Below are 18,456 nucleotides of genomic sequence, written 5' to 3'. Positions count from 1 at the left end.
CACACTGGGCGCTACCCTGAGAAAAAACGCTTCCTGCCGCGCGTAAGGAGAGCCATGAAACTGTTACCTCTGCCCTTGTTGATACTGCTGTCGCCTTCGGCGCTGGCCGGCTGGACGCTGCCGGGTTTCCCGGCCTTCGACGAAACTGCCGTCGGGCTGTTCGCCAGCCAGGCCGCGCTGCCCAAAGGCCAGCTGCCGCTGCGGCTGTATCAGGATAATCACTGCTGGCAGCCGGCCGAGGCGGTGAAACTTAACCAGACGCTGTCGCTGCAGCCCTGCGGCACTCATCCGCCGGTCAACTGGCGGCAGTTCCGCGCCGGCGACTATCAGGTGCGCATCGACACGCGCAGCGGCACGCCGACGCTGCAGCTCAGCCTGCACAGCGCGCCGGAAAGTGCCACCGTTGCCGTCCGCAGCTGCCCGCGCTGGGACGGCAAGCCGGTCACGGTCGACGTCGCCTCCACCTTCGCCGAAGGCGAAACGCTGCGCGATTTCTATTCCGGCCAAACGGCGCAGGTGACTCAGGGGAAAATCACGCTGCAACCCGCCGCCGCCAGCGGCGGTTTGTTGCTGCTGGAATCCGCCGCCACGGCGAAACCGGCGGCGTTCAGCTGGCATAACGCCACGGTCTACTTCGTGCTGACCGATCGCTTTGAAAACGGCAATCCGGCCAATGACCACAGCTACGGGCGCCGCAGCGACGGCCTGCAGGAAATAGGCACCTTTCACGGCGGCGATTTGGCCGGCCTGACGCAGAAGCTGGATTATCTGCAGCAGCTGGGCGTCAACGCCTTATGGATCAGCTCGCCGCTGGAGCAGATCCACGGCTGGGTTGGCGGCGGCACCAAAGGTGATTTCCCGCATTACGCCTATCACGGCTATTACGCGCTGGACTGGACTCGCCTCGACGCCAACATGGGCACCGAACAGGCGCTGCGCACACTGGTCGAGCAGGCGCATCGGCGCGGCATTCGTATTCTGTTCGACGTGGTGGTGAACCACGTCGGCTACGCCACGCTGGCGGATATGCAGGCGTTCCACTTCGGCTCGCTGTATCTGCAAGGCGCGGAGGTGGAGAAAACCCTGGGGAAAAACTGGGGCGACTGGCGCCCCGGGCCAGGGCAAAACTGGCACAGCTTCAACGACTACATCAACTTCAGCGACAAGGCGGGCTGGCGCCAATGGTGGGGGAAAAACTGGATCCGCACCGACATCGGCGACTATGGCTCGCCGGGCTATGACGATCTGACGATGTCGCTGGCCTTCCTGCCGGACATCAAAACCGAAGCGACCGGCGCCAGCGGCCTGCCGCTGTTCTACCGCCACAAGCCCGACACCGCCGCACGCGACATGCCCGGCGCCACTACCCGCGATTACCTGACCGTCTGGCTCAGCCAGTGGGTGCGCGATTACGGCATCGACGGTTTCCGCGTCGACACCGCCAAGCACGTGGAAAAACCGACGCTGGCGCTGTTGAAACAGCGTGCCACGGCGGCATTGGCGGCGTGGAAAGCGGAGCATCCGCAACAGGCGCTGGATGATGCGCCGTTTTGGATGACCGGCGAGGCCTGGGGCCACGGGGTGATGAAAAGCGATTATTACCAAAACGGCTTCGACGCGATGATCAACTTCGATTTCCAGGATCAGGCGTCGCAGGCGTTGGGCTGCTTTGCCGATATCGACGCCACCTACCGGCAGATGGCCGAACGGCTGCAGGATTTCAACGTACTGAGCTACCTCTCTTCGCACGACACCCGGCTGTTCTTCGCCAGCGACGCCAAAGGCTCGCTGCCGCTGCAACAGCGGGCGGCGAACCTGTTGTTGCTGGCACCGGGCGCGGTGCAGATTTACTACGGCGATGAAAGCGGCCGTCCGCTCGGCCCAGCCGGTTCCGATCCACTGCAGGGTACCCGCTCCGACATGAACTGGCGTGAGCTGCAGGGAGAAAAAGCCCCGCTGCTGGCCCACTGGCAGCGGTTGGGGCAGTTCCGCGCTCGCCATCCGGCGATCGGCGGCGGCGTGCAAACCCCGCAGCCGGGCGCCGCCTACTATGCCTTCAGCCGCCGGCTCGGCGACGATAAGGTGATGGTGGTATGGGCCGGCGAACGGTCACAATAATCTAGCGTAATATGCTGAAAATTGGCCAAGGAGAGAAATTTGTGCCCACTGGTCGATTTGTCGGCCGCATTGCAGCGGGATTTGTCTGGCGGTATGGTGGGCGATTACCTGCTAAGAAACAGTACTGCTACACCTATGACTTTCTCACTTTTCGGCGAAAAATTTACCCGTTATGCGGGCATTACCCGTTTGATGGACGACCTGAACGAAGGCCTGCGCACCCCCGGTGCCATCATGCTCGGCGGCGGCAACCCGGCGCAGATCCCTGAGATGGAAGCCTACTTCAAACAGCTGTGCCAGGAGATGCTCGACCAGGGCAAACTGACCGAAGCGCTGTGCAACTACGACGGCCCGCAAGGCAAGGACGCGTTGCTGAAAGCGCTGGCCAATCTGCTGCGCGACGAGCTCGGCTGGGAGATTTCGCCACAGAATATTGCACTGACTAACGGCAGCCAAAGCGCGTTTTTCTACTTGTTCAACCTGTTCGCCGGCCGCTACGCCGACGGTTCGCGTCGCCGCGTGCTGTTCCCGTTGGCGCCGGAATATATCGGCTATGCCGACGCCGGGCTGGACGAAGGGCTGTTCGTCTCCGCCAAACCGAACATCGAGCTGCTGCCGGACGGTCAGTTCAAGTATCACGTTGATTTCGAACACCTCACTATCGGCGACGACATCGGTATGATCTGCGTTTCACGGCCGACCAACCCGACCGGCAACGTGATCACCGACGAAGAGCTGATGAAGCTCGACCTGCTGGCGCAGCAGCGCGATATTCCGCTGGTGATCGACAACGCCTACGGCGTGCCGTTTCCCGGCATCATCTTCAGCGACGCCACGCCGCTGTGGAACCCGAACACCATCCTGTGCATGAGCCTGTCCAAGCTCGGCCTGCCGGGCTCACGCTGCGGTATCGTGATCGCCGACGAGAAGGTGATCACCGCGCTGACCAACATGAACGGCATCATCAGCCTGTCGCCGGGCAGCATGGGGCCGGCGATGGCGACGGAAATGATCGCGCGCGGCGATCTGCTGCGCTTGTCGAACGAGGTAATTCGCCCGTTCTACAAACAGCGCGTCGAGCACACCATCGAGATTATTCGCCGTTACCTGTCGCCGGAGCGCTGCCTGATCCACAAACCGGAAGGGGCTATCTTCCTCTGGCTGTGGTTCAAAGATCTGCCGATCACCACCGAGGTGCTGTATCAGCGCCTGAAAAAACGCGGCGTGCTGATGGTGCCGGGCCACTACTTCTTCCCGGGGCTGGAGCACGACTGGCCGCACACCCACCAGTGCATGCGCATGAACTACGTGCCCGACCCGGAGAAAATCGAGCGCGGCGTGGCGATCCTGGCGGAAGAGATCGAACGCGCGCATCAGGAAGGCTAACGCCAGCTGATTGAAAATCGACCGATAAAGATATACGATGCATATATCGTATATCTTTTTGGGGAGGGCTAGCGATGACTCGCATCGTGATCGATTTACCTGAGGAAGACCTGCGGCAGCTCGACAATCTGAAAAATATCCGCCACGTTCCCCGGGCCGAAATCATCCGTCAGGCCGTATCCCGTTATCTGACGGAGAACCACGTTGAAGATCCCAGCAGTGCTTTCGGGCTCTGGTCCGGGGCGATGGGCGATGGCGTAGACTACGAAAATCGTCAGCGCGAGGAGTGGGAATAATGGTGGCTCAACGGGCGTTATTCGACACCAATATCCTGATCGATTATCTCAACGGCATTCCTCAAGCCAAAGACGTTCTGACCGAATACCACATCAACCCGGCTATTAGCGCCATCACCTGGATGGAAGTGATGGTGGGTGCCAAAAAGCAGGGGCCGTCGCTGGAGCTGAAAACGCGCCAGTTTTTAGGGCAATTCCTGCTGCTGCCTATTACCGATGAAGTTGCCGAACGCGCCGTAGAACTGCGCCACTCACAGCATGTGAAGCTGCCGGACGCCATTATCTGGGCCACCGCGCAGGTGGGGTTCCGGACGCTCATCTCCCGCAACCCCAAAGATTTTGGCACTGACAACGGCGTGTTAATGCCTTACCGGCTGTAGTCGGGCAGCGCTACAGCGTCCAGAACAGCACCGCCAGCAGCTGCGGCGACATGATGCGCAGGAACATCGCCAGCGGATACACGGTGGCGTAAGACAGCGCGGCGGCGCCGCTGGTGGGATGCAGGCCGTTGGCGAAGGCCAGCGCCGGCGGATCGGTCATCGATCCCGCCAACATGCCGGACAGCGTCAGGTAGTTCATCTTGCCCATCGTGCGCGCCAGAATACCGACGCTCAGCAGCGGAATGGCGGTGATCAGCGCGCCGTATCCGACCCACGTCAGCCCCTCGCCGTGCAACAACGTATCGATGAAGTTGCCGCCCGACTTCAATCCGACCACCGCCAGAAACAGCACGATGCCCAGTTCGCGCAGCGCCAGGTTGGCGCTCGGCGGCATAAACCAATACAGCTTGCCGAGGCTGCCGATGCGCCCCAGGATCAGCGCCGCCACCAGCGGCCCGCCGGCCAACCCCAGCCGCAATGCCGCCGGGAAGCCCGGCACGAACAGCGGAATGGAGCCGAGCAGCACCCCGAGGCCGATGCCGATAAAGACCGGCAGCATCTGCACCTGCTGCAGTTTTTGTTGGGCGTTGCCGACGATTGCCGTCACCGCGTCGATGGCCTCCGGCCGGCCGACCAGGTTGAGAATGTCGCCGAACTGCAGCGTCACGTTGCTGCCGGCCACCAGCTCCACGCCGGCGCGGTTGAGGCGTGAAATCACCACGTCATATTTCTGCTTCAGGTTCAGATCGCGGATTTTCTTGCCCAGCACCTGCTCGTTGGTCACCACCGCCCTCACCACCTGCAGCGCGGTGCCGCGCGTCGACAGCGAGGCGTCCACCTCTTCGCCGATCACCAGCCGGGCATTTTCCAGATCTTCGCGTTTGCCCACCAGGTGCAGGTAGTCGCCAAGCTCCAGCCGCTCGTGCGGCGCAGGTACCATCAGCAACTCCCCGCGCTTGAGGCGCGAACAGACGATCGCTTCACCGTTGAGCAGCGGCACGCTTTTGATCGCCATACCCTGCAGATTGGGGTTGCGCACCGCCACGTTCATGGCGTGCAGCAGCTCACGCTGATTGCCCAGGCCGTTTTCAAACGCCTGCGCCTCGCGCTCGATATTGATGCGGAAAAACAGCCGGATCAGCCACATCACCAGCAGAATGCCACATATACCGAACGGATAGGCCATGGCGTAGCCCATCCCCATCCCGTCCACCAACGCCGGATCGGAACCGAGATCGGTCAGGATTTGTTGACCGGCACCCAGCGCCGGGGTGTTGGTGACCGCGCCAGAGAACACGCCGAGGATGATCGGCAGCGGCACGTCGAACAGCTTGTGCACCGCCGCCGCCACGACGCCGCCGGTCAGCACCAGCAGCACCGCGAAAGCGTTGAGGCGCAGACCTGAGACGCGCAGCGAAGAGAAGAAACCGGGGCCGACCTGAATACCGATGGTGTAGACGAACAGGATCAGGCCGAACTCCTGGATAAAGTGCAGCATGTCCCCGTTCAGGCTGATTTGCCCGCTCTGGGCGAAGTGACCGACCAGGATACCGCCGAACAGCACGCCGCCGATGCCCAGCCCGACGCCGTACAGCTTCCAGTTCCCCATCCACAGCCCAATGACGGCCGCCAGCGCCAACATGCTGACGGTCAGGGCGATATCGCTCATAGGTCACATCCTTGCCAAAGTTGAATCGGGAATTTGCGGCCAAAGACACACAATTAACAAGGATTATGACATCGGACTGTCAGGGGGACTGTGGCGTGCGCCACATAACGCAACGGGGGAGACCCGTCTGGATCTCCCCCGCATGATGATGACCATTTTTCAGTCGGTTATTTGGCTTCCAGCTCCGGCGTCGCGCCGATGGCGATGCGCTGCGGCTGCAAGGCTTCCGGCACCTGACGCACCAGATCGATGTGCAGCAGGCCGTTTTCAAATTTGGCCTCGGACACCTGCAGATGCTCCGCCAGGGTGAAGGTCAGCTGGAACTCTTTGCACACTAGGCCTTGATGCAGGTATTCGACCTGTTTTTCCGGCGGCGTAGGTTTACCGCTGACGGTCAACCGCGGCCCTTCCACCTCGATATTCAGTTCGCTCTGCCGGAAACCGGCCAGCGCCAGAGAAATGCGGTAGTGATTGTCATCGCTTTTCTCGATGTTGTACGGTGGGAACCCTTGGGGTTCCTGGCCACCCATTGAACTGGCCAATTTATCAAAACCAATCCACTGACGCAGAAGTGGGGATAAATCGTAATTACGCATAGGAACAACTCCTTTCATTAAGCGAGATGTGTTTATTCAGCCCCCTGACGGCAGGCTAGGTATTATTTGCCGGCAGCGTACCTGCCGGCGAAACGGAAATTTATTTAATTTCGATGCGGCGCGGTTTTAATGTTTCCGGCACGATGCGTTGCATGTCGATATACAACAGGCCATTCTCCAGTTTGGCACCTTTAATTTGAATATGTTCGGCCAGCTGGAATTTACGCTCGAAATTACGCTCGGCGATGCCCTGGTATAAATAGGTTTTTTCTGCCGGTTCGTTATTGTGCGCCCCGCGCACGATCAGCAGATTATCTTGCGTGGTGATCTCCAGCTCCTGCTCGGCAAACCCGGCTACCGCGATGGCGATGCGATAATGATTTTCGTCCACCAGCTCGACATTATAAGGCGGATAACCGCCGTTGCCCTGACTCTGACCGGCTTCCAGCGCGTTGAACAAGCGATCGAAACCAATGGCGGAACGGTATAGCGGGGAAAGATCAAAATTACGCATAAAACAGCCTCCTAAGGCACTTCAGCGAGGTTGAAATAAATACGCCTTCCACTCTGGACAGGCTAATTAAGCCAGAATTCCCTTACGGCGAATTCTCAATTCGGCTCTGATGATAAAATGGGGGTTGATTTCATCAATTCAACAGGCGAGGATCAAAAAAACTTCGCACCGATTAGGCGAAAGTTTTTTTACCACTTACACTAAAGTGAGAGAGCCGCCACAGAGCGGGATTTTGCTTCTTTAAAAGCAGCAACAGGATGTTATAAATCAGCTTAATTTAGGGGAACAGCAACCCTGCAGGATGGATTAATGACGACGATGAAAGCGATAGCGACGGGCTGCATGTTGTTGGCGACCAGCGGTTGCTCCAGCGTGATGAGCCATACCGGCCCGAATCAGGGTTACTATCCCGGCACCCGCGCCAGCGTGGACATGCTGAAGGACGACAACACCAGTTGGGCGATGATGCCGTTGGTGGCGCTGGATCTGCCGTTCTCCGCGGTGATGGACACCGTACTGCTGCCTTACGACTATCTGCGTTCCGGCAACGACGCCACCGCAGACTCGCCAAAAGCGCGCATCCTGCGCAGCGAGCAGCAGAATCTGGCGGCAACCGGCAATCCCGGCGAAGGCAACGACAGCACCGCCACCCACTAATCACGCACGCAGCGGGCCGCCAGGCCCGCCTTACACCTCAACCACAAAGATCTGGTTGAAACCCGCTATCTCGCGCATAAACGCCACTTTCTTGCCATCCGGTGAAAACACCACGGCATCCCCCGACGGCGGCTGCACGCTGCGCTGCGTTAAACGCTGCAGGCGGCCGCCGGCGATCTCACACAGCATCACGCTGTTGTCACACACCAAGGCTATCGTCCCGCCCTGCGGGTGCCAGCTGAACGCCGACTGGATGTCATGCTCGCTGCGGCTCACCTGGCGCGGCTCCCCGCCGTTCGGCGATACCGTCCACAGCTGCACCACGCCGCCGTCGTCCTTCATCAGAAAAGCGATCTGGCTGCCGTCCGGCGAGCTGCGCAGCCAGTGGCGCGGCGCGCCGGCCACGCCCGGAAAACGACGATCGCCGGTAAAGGTCACTCGCCGCTGCCTGACGCCGTGCGGCGGTGCCGGCAGCTCGCTTTCCGTCCCCTGCAGCGGCAAAGCGCCCGCCCTGGCGTAATCGGCATCGTTCTCCGGCAGATCGACGATAAACACCTCCGGCAGCTTCACGCCGGCAGCGGACAGCGTATCGCCGATGAATGCCAGCGCCCAGCGCTGCCGGCTGCCGTCGGCCTTACGGTAGCCTTCGCGGCCGATCCAGCCTTCTTCGTAGGCGCGATTGATCTGATCGCTGCCCGGCTGCGGCTGCGGCACCGTCTCGCTGACCAGCACGCAATAGTGGCTGCCGTCATACTCGCGCGGATGTTGTTTCGGCGGATTGACTCCGTGCAGCGGCACGGCCACCCCGACGTTGCGCAGATCGCGCGCCGGGTCGCGTTCATGCATGACGTGATCGTTGTAGGTAAAGCTGAGGCGGCTGCCGTCCGGACTGAAAACGTGCACATGGCTGCCGCCGCGCAGCGCGCCGGGCGTATAGGGGACGGTGATATCCAGCGCGTCGAGGGTGATGGCCAACTCGCGATCCGGTTCGCTGACGATCACCCCGCGGCGGTGGTGAAAATCATACTGCCAGGCGCTGTCCGGGTGCTCCGGGCCGTGGATAAAAGCATAACGCGCCGGCGCATCGGGGCTGACCGTGACCACACCGACGTGGGCGCCGTGCTGGGCGCGATAAACCACCTCCACCGCGCCGCTGGCGACGTTGACCCGCTCGATGCTCAGACCGGTGAAAGAGGCGCCGCGCGGGCGCACGTCATAAGCCAGCCATTGGCTGTCCGGCGTCCAGACGTTGATATTGGTTAACTGATGCCCGCGAGGGTCGAAAGTCAGTTGTTTTTCCCGATGGCTCATGGCGGTTCTCCTGCGCATGCCGGCACTGAGTCGCCATCTTACCGGATCGGCGGCAGCGTTTCACATGGCCTGCGAGGGTAAGGCCGGAGGATTTTTCGGTTCGAAATGACGCAATTATTTTCAGCGTCTTATCATTTAAGCCGAACGACGGCGTCGGCAGGAAATAAGCGGCCGATTAGGCGCTCGCATTCCTGGCGGCGAAACTCATCGGCGCCCATGCCGTATCGGCGGATGCCACGAGCGCTATTTTTTCATTATCTTTTCCTTCATCAAAATAAATCAGCGGCAGCACCTTTCTTAACGCAAATAAATAAAAAATCGTGTCGCTAAACGACAGGTTAATGATTATTTTCACCGCCAACGCGATGATCTTCCCCAGCCGTTGCCGCTGGCTGGCCGGGTTGCCCGGCGGTCGGGCGACGGGGTTTACAAAAAATACAAAAAAGTACAAACTGGATTTTTAAGTCCAAAATATTCTGGAGTCGGTATGAATCCCCTCTTCGATGCCATTGTTTCTGCCCATCAGCAACTGCGCCCTCAGGTACGGGTCACGCCATTGGAGCGCAGCGTGCTGCTTTCACAGCAGCTGGGCTGCGAGCTGTACCTGAAATGTGACCATCTGCAGCACACCGGCTCCTTTAAATTTCGCGGCGCCAGCAACAAGCTGCGGTTGCTGGATAGCGAGCAACGCCGGCGCGGCGTGATCGCCGCCTCAACCGGCAACCACGGCCAGGCGGTCGCCCTGGCGGGGCAACTGATGGGCGTTGGCGTCACGGTTTATGCGCCGGAGACGGCCGCGAGCATCAAGCTAGACACCATCCGCGCGCTGGGCGGCACCGTGGAATTGGTGCCGGGCGATGCGCTGAACGCCGAACTGGCCGGGGAACAGGCCGCCCGCGAACAGGGAAAAACCTATATCTCGCCGTATAACGACGAGCAGGTCATCGCCGGCCAGGGCACCTGCGGCATGGAGTTGGTTGAACAACTCACCGGCCTGGACGCCGTGTTCGTGGCGGTGGGCGGCGGTGGCTATATCGCCGGTATCGGTACCGTTCTGCGGCAATTGTCGCCGAATACACAGCTTATCGCCTGCTGGCCGGAAAACGCCACCAGCATGTACAGCGCGCTGGAAGCGGGCCACATCTTCCCGGTGGAAGAGCAAGAAACCCTGTCCGACGGCACCGCCGGTGGCGTCGAGCCGGGCGCCATAACCTTCCCACTGTGCCAACAGCTGATCGACCGCAAAGTGCTGGTCAGCGAAACGGAGATCAAGCACGCGATGCGCCGGATCGCCGCCAGCGATCGATGGATTATCGAAGGCGCGGCCGGCGTGGCGCTGGCGGCGGCGATCAAGCTGGCGCCGGAATACCAGGGGAAAAAAGTGGCGGTGGTGCTGTGCGGTAAAAACATCGTGCTGGAGAAATACCTCAAGGCCGTCGCCGATGCACATCTTTAATCGGCAGCAAATCCTCGCCGCGTTCGACGCCGAGGCTATAACCCCGCTGCTGAAGCAGGGTTTTATCGCCTATTCGCAGCGGCGGGTGCAACAGCCGCCGGTGCAGCATTTCCTGTTCGAACAGGGCGCCGGCGATTGCTGCATCAAATCCGCCTGGCTGGAAGGCGACGAGCTGTTCGTGGTCAAGGTGTCCGCCGGTTTTTATCGCAACGCCGAACGCGGCCTGGCCAGCAATCAGGGGTTGGTGATGGCGTTCTCCGCCCAGACCGGCGAACCCCGGGCGCTGCTGCAGGATGAGGGCTGGCTGACCGCACTGCGCACCGCCCTGGCCGGCCGCATCGCCGCCGAGCTGTGCGCGCCGCCGCATATTCAGGCGATCGGCATGATCGGCACCGGCCTGCAGGCGCGGCTACAGCTGCAATGTCTAAAACCGGTGACCGATTGCCGCGAGGTATGGGTGTGGGGCCGCAACGAACAGGCGCTGGCGGCGTATCGGCGCGATGCCGAGGCCGAAGGTTTTCGGGTGCTGACCACGCAGGACGCGGCAGAGCTGGCGGCGCACTGTCAGCTGATCGTGACCACCACGCCCAGCCGCGAACCGATCTTGCAGGCGGCGGATATCCGGCCCGGCACGCACATCACCGCCGTGGGTGCCGACGCGCCCGGCAAGCAGGAGCTGGCGACCGATCTGGTGGCTAATGCAGACGCGCTGCTGGTCGATGCGCTGGCGCAATGTGCTGACTATGGCGAGATCGCGACGGCTTATCGGCAAACTAGGCTCACTTCAACGCCAATTGTCGAAATGGGCGCCGTCTTGGCACAGGGTGGGCGGTTGCGAAGCGAGCCGCAGCATATCACCATCGCCGATCTTACCGGGTTAGCGATTCAGGATCTGCAGATCGCCAAAGGGGTGTTGGCGGCAATATAAAGGGGCGCCGCAGCGCCCCGCGTTCTCAGGCGTTGAGCACGAACTTCTCGATGGCGTGCGCTACGCCATCTTCGGTATTGGCGCTGGTGACAAACTGCGCCACCGCTTTCAGCTCGGGAATGGCGTTGCCCATCGCCACACCGACGCCGGCATACTCGATCATCGCCGTATCGTTGGCCTGATCCCCCAGCGTCATGATATTTTCCCGCGCCACGCCGAGGTGCTCGGCCAGCATTCTCACCCCAGCCCCTTTATCGACGTTCTTGTGCAGGATCTCGAGGAAATAAGGCGCGCTTTTCAGAATGGTGTAACGCTCGCGCGTTTCCGCCGGGATGCGCGCGATAGCGCGGTCCAGCAACTCCGGCTCGTCGATCATCATCACTTTCGGGAAACGCATCTGGCGATCCATTTCTTCCACGCTGCGGTATTTCAGCGGGATACCGGTCATTGCCGCCTCATGTATGGTGTATTTGCCGATGTCTTTGTTCGGGGTATACAGGGTGTCGAAATCGAACGCCTGGTAGTGAACGCCGAACTCGCGCGCCATCTGCTCGAAGTGCAGATAGTCCTCGAAGCCCAGCGTTTCCTGCAGGATGCAGGCGCCGTCGGCCGCGCGCAGCACCAGCGCGCCGTTGTAGGTTATGCAAAAATCGCCGGGGCCCTGAATGTCCAACTGGCGCAGATAGTCCTGCACGCCGACATAAGGCCGCCCGGTGGCCAGCACCACGTGCACCCCTTTGCGCCGCGCTGCCGCGATAGCCTGCTTTACCGCCGGCGTGATTTGGTGCTGCGGATCCAGCAACGTGCCGTCCATGTCGATCGCAATCAGTTCAATAGCCATTCAACGCTTCTCCCAGTGGTTTTTTCCCATGCTAACGCGTTTCAGCCTCGGCTGTCAGCGCCAAAAAAGGCGCAAAAAAAATCCGCGCGGGTCGCCCGGCGCGGATTTCACAGCGATTAACGCATCAGATATCGATGTTCGCCGCTTTCAGGGCGTTTTCTTCGATAAAGGCGCGGCGCGGTTCAACCGCATCGCCCATCAGCGTAGTGAACAGCTGATCGGCAGCGATGGCGTCCTTGACGGTCACGCGCAACATGCGGCGGCTTTCCGGATCCATGGTGGTTTCCCACAGCTGTTCCGGGTTCATCTCGCCCAGACCTTTATAACGCTGCACCGACAGGCCGCGGCGCGACTCTTTCACCAGCCACTCCAGCGCCTGCTCGAAGCTGTCCACCGGCTGACGGCGTTCGCCGCGCTCGATGAACGCGCCCTCTTCGACCAGCCCGCGCAGCTTCTCACCCAGCTGGCAGATCTTGCGGTATTCGCCGCCGTGGATGAAGTCGAAGTCCAGCTTATAGTCGGTATCCACGCCGTGGGTGCGGATGCGCAGCGCCGGCTCGAACATCTGGCGTTCGCGGTTCTCGAAGATCACGAAGTCATAGCTGCTGCCGTGCTGCTCTTTGTCGTTCAGCACCTGCACCAGCGAAGCGATCCAGGTTTTCACCTTGGCTTCATCGCTGAGGTCGCTTTCGTTCAGCGTCGGCTGATAGATCAGGCTGTTCAGCAGCGCGCGCGGGTAGCGGCGCTCCATGCGGCCGATCAGCTTCTGCACGCCGTAGTGCTCGGCCACCAGTTTCTCCAACTGCTCGCCGCCCAGCGCCGGTGCGCTGGCATTGGTGTGCAGCGTGGCGCCGTCCATCGCGATGGCGATCTGGTACTGATCCATCGCCTCGTCATCTTTGATGTACTGCTCTTGCTTGCCTTTCTTCACCTTGTACAGCGGCGGCTGTGCGATGAACACGTGGCCACGCTCGATAATTTCCGGCATTTGGCGGTAGAAGAAGGTCAACAGCAACGTACGGATGTGCGAACCGTCGACGTCGGCATCGGTCATGATGATGATGCTGTGGTAACGCAGCTTATCCGGGCTGTACTCGTCGCGACCAATGCCGCAACCCAGCGCAGTGATCAGCGTCGCCACTTCCTGCGAGGAGAGCATTTTGTCGAAACGCGCTTTCTCGACGTTGAGGATTTTCCCCTTCAGCGGCAAGATAGCCTGGTTCTTGCGGTTGCGCCCCTGCTTGGCAGAGCCGCCCGCGGAGTCCCCTTCCACCAGGTACAGTTCGGACAGCGCCGGATCGCGTTCCTGGCAGTCCGCCAGCTTGCCCGGCAGGCCGGCCAGATCCAGTGCGCCTTTGCGGCGGGTCATCTCACGTGCTTTACGCGCCGCTTCGCGCGCGCGCGCCGCGTCGATGATTTTGCCGACCACGATTTTCGCGTCGCTTGGATTTTCCATCAGGTAATCCACCAGCTTCTCGTTCATCAGCGTTTCAACCGCGGTTTTCACCTCGGAAGAGACCAGCTTGTCCTTGGTCTGAGAAGAGAACTTAGGATCCGGCACCTTCACCGACACCACGGCGATCAGACCTTCACGCGCGTCATCGCCGGTGGCGCTGACCTTGGCCTTCTTGCTGTAGCCTTCCTTCTCCATGTAGCTGTTCAGCGTACGGGTCATCGCGGTACGGAAACCGACCAGGTGCGTGCCGCCGTCGCGCTGCGGAATGTTGTTGGTGAAGCAGTAGATGTTTTCCTGGAAACCGTCGTTCCACTGCAGCGCCACTTCCACGCCGATATCGTCTTTCACGGTCGAGAAGTAGAACACGTTCGGGTGGATCGGGGTTTTGTTCTTGTTCAGGTACTCGACAAACGCCTTGATGCCGCCTTCGTAGTGGAAGTGGTCTTCACGGTCGGTGCGCTTGTCCTTCAGGCGGATAGACACGCCGGAGTTGAGGAAGGACAGCTCGCGCAGACGCTTGGCCAGAATGTCGTATTCGAATTCGGTCACATTGGTGAAGGTCTGGTGGCTCGGCCAGAAGCGCACCATGGTGCCAGTCTGTTCGGTTTCGCCCACCACATTCAGCGGCGCCTGTGGCTCGCCGTGGCTGTAAGTTTGTTCGTGCACTTTGCCTTCGCGGCGGATCACCAGCTCCAGTTTCTCCGACAGGGCGTTAACCACCGAGACGCCCACGCCGTGCAGGCCGCCGGAAACCTTATAGGAGTTGTCGTCGAATTTACCGCCGGCGTGCAGCACGGTCATGATGACCTCTGCGGCTGAAACCCCTTCTTCCGGGTGAATGCCGGTCGGAATGCCGCGGCCGTCATCCTGTACCGATACCGAGTTGTCGGCATGGATGGTGACCTGAATGTCACTACAGTGGCCCGCGAGCGCTTCGTCGATAGCGTTGTCCACAACCTCGAATACCATGTGGTGCAGACCGGTGCCGTCATCGGTATCGCCGATATACATGCCCGGGCGCTTGCGCACCGCATCCAGCCCTTTTAATACCTTGATACTTGAGGAGTCATAAGAATTCGACATCAACGTTTCTCGCTCATTTTAGTCCTGTGGTTGAACCTCTATTTTACCCTGTTCCACGCGGAACATCTTGCCCTTTTCACCGGCCATGTCGGTCACTTGTTCAGCGCTGACCGCGCTGACAAAAACCTGGGCCTGGGTGGCTTTCAGGCGATCGGCCAGCAACCGGCGACGGCCGGTGTCCAGCTCGGAGGCAAAATCATCAATCAGATACAGGCAACGCCGCCCGCTCTGCCGGGTGAGAAACTCACCCTGCGCCAAGCGCAACGCGCACATCAGCAATTTAAGCTGACCGCGCGATAACAAATCCTCTACCGGCGTGCCGTCGGCACGAATGCGGAAGTCCGCTTTATGCGGCCCCACCGCGGTATAGGTCAACGCCCTGTCGCGCTCGAACTGGCGCTCCAGCAGCTCGCCGTAGTCGCTCTCTTTGTCCCAGCCGCGCTGGAAGGAGAAGCTCAGGGCGAATTCAGGCAGAAACTGCGCGCAGGTCGCGGTGATATCCGCGGCGATCGCGTCGCTGTATTCCGCCCGCCATTCGCTGATGCGCTCTGCGAGCGGGATCAGTTCCTGATCCCAGGCGCGGATCTGCGCATAGCGACTCACCTGGCGCAGCGCGGCATTGCGCTGCTTCAGTAACCGTTTCAGGTTGCTCCAGGCGGTGAAAAAACCGGGTTCGTTATGAAAACAGCCCCAGTCCAGGAAAGCGCGCCGGAATTTCGGCCCGCCATTCAGCAGGGTAAAACCTTCGGGGGTGATCAGCTGCATGGGCAGCAGCTGCGCCAGCTCGGCCACCTTGTGGCCGTCGCTGCCATCGATGCGTACTTTGCTGTCACCCTGACGGCTCTTGCTCAATCCTACCAACAGCTCGCGCTCCGTACCTTCTATGCGGCCGTGCAGCACGAACTCCGGCTGGTCGTGGCGAATCACCCGACCGGCCTGCAGGCTGCGAAAGGCGCGGCCGTGCCCGAGCGTATACACCGCTTCCAGCACGCTGGTCTTGCCGCTGCCGTTGGCACCGACCAGGAAGTTGAATCCCGGCGCCAGCGCCAAATCCGCCGCCTCGATATTGCGGAAATCTTTAATCAATAAACGCGTTAATGCCATGCCAACTCTATCACCGGGAAACTACGCTCAATGTAAGGGCGTTATCGGCGCAGGCAGTTTACGTGCGGACAGCGCACAGCAACCGGAGCGTACACAGAGTACGTGAGGATTGCGAGCACTGCCCAAGCGTAAAATGGCAAGCAAGATAGCCCGGATATCGATCACAACCGCATTGGCATGACAACGTAGGCCGCCGCCTGGCTGGCGCCGTCTTCGATCTGCACGCTGGAGACCGAGTCGGTCAACAGCAGGCGCACGTCTTCACACTTGAGCGCGTTCAACACGTCCAGCACGTAGCTGACGTTGAAACCGATCTCCATCTCCGCGCCGTCGTAGCTGACGTCGAGGATCTCTTCCGCCTCTTCCTGCTCCGGATTGTTGGCGGTGATCTTCAGCTGGTTCTGGCTGACATACAGCCGCACGCCGCGGAATTTCTCGTTCGAGAGAATGGCCGCGCGGGCAAACGCCTGCTTGAGCAGATCGCAGCCGGCCTCCAGCGTTTTATCCGGGTTCTTCGGCAAGACGCGGCGATAGTCAGGGAAACGGCCGTCAACCAGCTTGGACGTGAAGATGAAATCGCCAACGTGGGCGCGGATGTTGTTGCTGCCGATCTGCAGCTGCAGCACCGAATCGCCGCCGTCCAGCAGACGCACCAGCTCCATCACCCCTTTACGCGGCACGATCACCGAATGGGACGGCAGCTGTTGGCCGATCGGCATCGAGCACACCGCCAGGCGGTGGCCGTCGGTCGCGACGGTGCGCAGCTCTTCGCCTTCGGTTTCAAACAGCATGCCGTTCAGGTAATAACGCACGTCCTGATGGGCCATCGAGAACTGGGTGGCTTCGATCAGGCGCTTCAGCGTCGCCTGCGGCAAGCTGAACTCCACCTCGCTCTGCCAATCGTCCAGGTTCGGGAAGTCCGCCGCCGGCAGCGTGGACAGCGAGAAGCGGCTGCGGCCGGACCGCACCAGCATGCGCTCGCTCTCCAGCGTGACGGCGATCTCCGCCCCTTCCGGCAGGCCACGGCAGATATCAAAGAATTTGCGCGCGGGCACGGTGGTCGCGCCCGGCTCGTGCGGTTGGGACAGGGCGACGCGCGCCACCATCTCCATCTCCAGATCGGTGCCGGTCAGCAGCAGGGAACCTTCCGTCACCTGCAGCAGCAGGTTGCCCAGGATCGGTAAGGTCGGGCGGCCGCCCAGCGGGCTGCTCACCTGTTGCAGCGGTTTTAGCAGATGCTCACGTTCAACGATAAATTTCATAGCGCTATGAAGATAATGTTCTGATTAAATTGGAGAAATCTTCTTTGATGTCGTGACTTTCCTCACGCAGCTGCTCGATCTTCCGGCAGGCGTGCAACACCGTGGTATGGTCGCGGCCACCAAACGCATCGCCGATTTCCGGCAGGCTGTGGTTGGTGAGTTCCTTCGCCAGCGCCATCGCCATCTGGCGCGGGCGGGCAACGGATCGCGAACGCCGCTTGGACAGCAAATCCGCGACTTTAATCTTGTAATACTCCGCCACCGTCTTTTGAATATTGTCGATGGTGACCAGCTTTTCCTGCAGCGCCAGCAGATCGCGCAGCGCTTCGCGCACGAAATCGATGGTGATGGCCCGGCCGGTAAAGTTGGCGTTGGCGATCACGCGGTTCAGCGCCCCTTCGAGCTCACGCACGTTGGAACGCAGGCGCTTGGCGATGAAGAACGCCACTTCGCCCGGCAGGCGGATGTCGTTTTCGTCGGCCTTTTTCATCAGGATCGCCACGCGGGTTTCCAGCTCCGGCGGCTCGATCGCCACCGTCAGCCCCCAGCCGAAGCGAGATTTCAGACGATCCTCCACCCCGTTGATCTCTTTAGGGTAGCGATCCGAGGTCAGGATGATCTGCTGATTGCCTTCCAACAGGGCGTTAAAGGTATGGAAGAACTCTTCCTGCGAACGCTCCTTGTTGGCGAAGAATTGGATGTCATCGATCAGCAAGGCGTCGACCGAGCGGTAGTAGCGCTTAAACTCTTCGATGGCATTGTTCTGCAACGCTTTGACCATGTCCTGCACGAAGCGTTCCGAGTGCATGTAGACCACTTTGGCGTTGGCCTTGCGCGCCATGATGCCGTTGCCGACCGCGTGCAACAGGTGAGTTTTACCCAGGCCAGTGCCGCCATACAGGAACAAAGGGTTGTAGGCGCCGCCCGGATTATCCGCCACCTGGCGAGCCGCCGCGCGCGCCAGCTGGTTGGACTTACCCTCGACGAAGTTGTCGAAAGTGTGTTTAGGGTTGACGTTGGAACGGTAAGAGAGCTCGGGTTGCGCCGCCGCGTTGTCCCAGCTCGGGCGCAAAGGCGCGGCCGTGCGCGCCGCCGGGGCCGCAGGGGCGCTGCTGACGCTGGCGGTCACGGTCTGGCTGATCACCTGCGTGATCGGCTTGCTGCCGACTTCAAAACGCAGCAAAGGCGCGTCCGTGCCGCAGAAATCATTCAGCAGACCATTGATGTTGTTTAAGTACTTATCGCGAACCCAATCCAGCACAAAGCGGTTAGGCGCATACAGCGCCAGGGTATTGTCACTCAGTTCCGCCTGCAATGGGCGTATCCACATACTAAATTCTGTGGCAGGTAACTCATCCTGCAATCGGGCAAGACACTGCTGCCAAAGCGAAAGTGACAC

Annotated in this window: 17 protein-coding genes; 7 read left to right on the top strand and 10 right to left on the bottom strand. The window is 60.5% G+C overall.

Features of this window, described 5'->3' with window-relative positions:
• Nucleotides 1–54 precede the first annotated feature (54 nt).
• The 4 genes from ACYF6X_RS00085 (at nt 55) to ACYF6X_RS00070 (ending at nt 4,180) form a co-directional block, all read left to right on the top strand.
• On the top strand, nt 55–2,118 hold the full coding sequence (locus ACYF6X_RS00085) for an alpha-amylase (RefSeq protein WP_107227532.1): 2,064 nt from the start codon (nt 55–57) through the stop codon (nt 2,116–2,118).
• A 135-nt stretch (nt 2,119–2,253) separates the two neighbouring features.
• Nucleotides 2,254–3,504: a valine--pyruvate transaminase gene (locus ACYF6X_RS00080; RefSeq protein ID WP_004933935.1), complete on the top strand. Its 1,251-nt coding sequence runs from the start codon at nt 2,254–2,256 to the stop codon at nt 3,502–3,504.
• Nucleotides 3,505–3,578: 74 nt separating this feature from the next.
• Nucleotides 3,579–3,800 carry a ribbon-helix-helix domain-containing protein gene (locus ACYF6X_RS00075; RefSeq protein ID WP_063989162.1) on the top strand — a complete coding sequence of 74 codons (222 nt, stop codon included), beginning with the start codon at nt 3,579–3,581 and terminating at the stop codon, nt 3,798–3,800.
• Nucleotides 3,800–4,180, top strand: coding sequence for a type II toxin-antitoxin system VapC family toxin (locus ACYF6X_RS00070; RefSeq protein ID WP_063989163.1), 381 nt, complete (start codon nt 3,800–3,802; stop codon nt 4,178–4,180). The genes ACYF6X_RS00075 and ACYF6X_RS00070 overlap by 1 nt, the downstream gene beginning before the upstream one ends.
• Nucleotides 4,181–4,190: 10 nt before the next feature.
• On the opposite strand, the gene ACYF6X_RS00065 is transcribed toward ACYF6X_RS00070, so the two are convergent.
• The 3 genes from ACYF6X_RS00065 to ibpA all read right to left on the bottom strand — a co-directional run bounded on the left by ACYF6X_RS00065 (nt 4,191) and on the right by ibpA (nt 6,959).
• On the bottom strand, nt 4,191–5,849 hold the full coding sequence (locus ACYF6X_RS00065; RefSeq protein ID WP_130018611.1) for a putative transporter: 1,659 nt from the start codon (nt 5,847–5,849) through the stop codon (nt 4,191–4,193).
• Nucleotides 5,850–6,016: 167 nt separating this feature from the next.
• Entirely contained in the window at nt 6,017–6,445 is a 429-nt protein-coding gene (gene ibpB, locus ACYF6X_RS00060) for a small heat shock chaperone IbpB (RefSeq protein WP_004933922.1), read from the bottom strand.
• Nucleotides 6,446–6,545: 100 nt separating this feature from the next.
• Nucleotides 6,546–6,959 carry a small heat shock chaperone IbpA gene (ibpA, locus tag ACYF6X_RS00055; RefSeq protein ID WP_004933919.1) on the bottom strand — a complete coding sequence of 138 codons (414 nt, stop codon included), beginning with the start codon at nt 6,957–6,959 and terminating at the stop codon, nt 6,546–6,548.
• Between the two features lie 309 nt (nt 6,960–7,268).
• Between ibpA and ACYF6X_RS00050 the strand changes: the two genes are divergently transcribed.
• Nucleotides 7,269–7,616 (top strand): YceK/YidQ family lipoprotein, encoded by a 348-nt coding sequence (locus ACYF6X_RS00050; RefSeq protein ID WP_016929593.1) that lies wholly within the window; start codon nt 7,269–7,271, stop codon nt 7,614–7,616.
• 30 nt (nt 7,617–7,646) lie between these two features.
• On the opposite strand, the gene ACYF6X_RS00045 is transcribed toward ACYF6X_RS00050, so the two are convergent.
• Entirely contained in the window at nt 7,647–8,927 is a 1,281-nt protein-coding gene (locus ACYF6X_RS00045; protein ID WP_130018610.1) for a DUF3748 domain-containing protein, read from the bottom strand.
• A gap of 175 nt (nt 8,928–9,102) precedes the next feature.
• On the bottom strand, nt 9,103–9,378 hold the full coding sequence (locus tag ACYF6X_RS00040; protein WP_130018609.1) for a hypothetical protein: 276 nt from the start codon (nt 9,376–9,378) through the stop codon (nt 9,103–9,105).
• Nucleotides 9,379–9,414: 36 nt separating this feature from the next.
• Between ACYF6X_RS00040 and ACYF6X_RS00035 the strand changes: the two genes are divergently transcribed.
• On the top strand, nt 9,415–10,383 hold the full coding sequence (locus ACYF6X_RS00035; protein WP_130018608.1) for a threonine/serine dehydratase: 969 nt from the start codon (nt 9,415–9,417) through the stop codon (nt 10,381–10,383).
• A complete protein-coding gene (locus ACYF6X_RS00030; RefSeq protein ID WP_130018607.1) occupies nt 10,370–11,311 on the top strand; it encodes an ornithine cyclodeaminase family protein in 942 nt (313 codons plus the stop codon). Before ACYF6X_RS00035 ends, ACYF6X_RS00030 begins: the two co-directional genes overlap by 14 nt.
• A gap of 25 nt (nt 11,312–11,336) precedes the next feature.
• Here ACYF6X_RS00030 and yidA read toward each other — a convergent pair whose 3' ends face one another.
• From yidA to dnaA, 5 genes are all read right to left on the bottom strand, one after another.
• The gene (gene yidA, locus ACYF6X_RS00025; RefSeq protein ID WP_063989169.1) at nt 11,337–12,152 is read right to left on the bottom strand and encodes a sugar-phosphatase; all 816 of its coding nucleotides are present in this window, start codon (nt 12,150–12,152) and stop codon (nt 11,337–11,339) included.
• A 124-nt stretch (nt 12,153–12,276) separates the two neighbouring features.
• Nucleotides 12,277–14,691 carry a DNA topoisomerase (ATP-hydrolyzing) subunit B gene (gene gyrB / locus ACYF6X_RS00020; protein WP_107227537.1) on the bottom strand — a complete coding sequence of 805 codons (2,415 nt, stop codon included), beginning with the start codon at nt 14,689–14,691 and terminating at the stop codon, nt 12,277–12,279.
• 18 nt (nt 14,692–14,709) lie between these two features.
• Nucleotides 14,710–15,795: a DNA replication/repair protein RecF gene (gene recF / locus ACYF6X_RS00015; protein ID WP_130018606.1), complete on the bottom strand. Its 1,086-nt coding sequence runs from the start codon at nt 15,793–15,795 to the stop codon at nt 14,710–14,712.
• Nucleotides 15,796–15,956: 161 nt separating this feature from the next.
• The gene (dnaN, locus tag ACYF6X_RS00010) at nt 15,957–17,057 is read right to left on the bottom strand and encodes a DNA polymerase III subunit beta (RefSeq protein WP_107227539.1); all 1,101 of its coding nucleotides are present in this window, start codon (nt 17,055–17,057) and stop codon (nt 15,957–15,959) included.
• A gap of 4 nt (nt 17,058–17,061) precedes the next feature.
• Nucleotides 17,062–18,456: a chromosomal replication initiator protein DnaA gene (gene dnaA, locus ACYF6X_RS00005; RefSeq protein WP_071826153.1), complete on the bottom strand. Its 1,395-nt coding sequence runs from the start codon at nt 18,454–18,456 to the stop codon at nt 17,062–17,064.

The organism is Serratia sp. ID 25-353, from assembly GCF_054792795.1.
Note: the sequence above shows the minus strand (reverse complement) of the source record. Positions and strands in the feature narration are given on the sequence as shown.